General features: G+C 60.9%; 1 protein-coding gene and 1 pseudogene. Both read right to left on the minus strand.

From position 1 onward, the window contains the following. A pseudogene (locus tag EN991_RS40525) lies at positions 1–202 on the minus strand (arabinose transporter); the annotation flags it as partial. 48 nt (positions 203–250) lie between these two features. After that, a partial coding sequence (locus EN991_RS37885; RefSeq protein WP_164769738.1) for an SDR family oxidoreductase occupies positions 251–941 on the minus strand: 691 nt, incomplete at its 5' end.

Consider the following 941-nt stretch of genomic DNA (forward strand, 5'->3'; position numbering starts at 1 on the left):
AGACCAGGGATCCCGCGAACTGCGTTCCTGCAACTAGGCCGACAACGACACTACCGAATCCCAGATTGTGGCTGACGTGCAGTGGAAGAACAGGCAACGCTGCGCCGATGACAACAAACCCGGCCAACACCGCCCCCATGCTTGGCAGCAGGGTAACCGCGACCGAACGCAATGGTGTTGACGATGTCGGCAGGTGTGTCATTCGTCGAAGCAATCTGATGACGTTAGTTGGCGGAGGCTTCAGTTCGGATCACCAGGGTTGGTTGGCGGGCCCGACAGTGAACTCGTTGATCGTGGTGTCTTCCGGTGCATCGATGGCGAACGCAACGACGTCAGCGATCCGGTCCGGCGAGATTCCGTATTTGTCATAGGTGTTCTGCATCGCGGCGGCCGTACCTTCGTCGCTGATCGTTTCAAGCAGCTCCGTGTTGATCGCGGCCGGATAGATGGTCGCGGTGCGGATGTTAGTGCCTTCCATGGCGGACTCCATGCGCAGCACTTCCATGAAGTCGCGCACGAACCATTTCGTGCCTCCGTAGACCGCGCCGTTCGGGTAGGCCTTGAGCCCGGCGACTGAAGAGGTGGCGATGATGTGTCCGGATTTGCGTGCTAGGAACTCCGGCAGCACCGCGGCGACGCCGTTCAGGACGCCCTTGACGTTCACGTCGACCATCTGGTGCCAGTCGTCGGTCTTCAGTGCCGATAGTGGCGAGATCGGCATGAGGCCAGCGTTCAGGAACATGACGTCGACGCGGCCGAACGCGTTCCTGGCCAACTCGACGATAGCGTCGTTGTCGGACTGCTTTGTCACGTCCAGTTCCTTGTAGGCCGCCTGACCGCCGTTGTTCGCGATCTCGTCGACGATCCGCTTCAGCTTGTCAGCGCGCCGCGCGCCAAGCACGACCTTGGCGCCTTTGTTCGCGAGCAGCTTCGCGGTTGCC

The organism is Mesorhizobium sp. M7A.F.Ca.US.005.03.2.1 (assembly GCF_003997795.1).
GTDB lineage: Bacteria > Pseudomonadota > Alphaproteobacteria > Rhizobiales > Rhizobiaceae > Mesorhizobium > Mesorhizobium ciceri.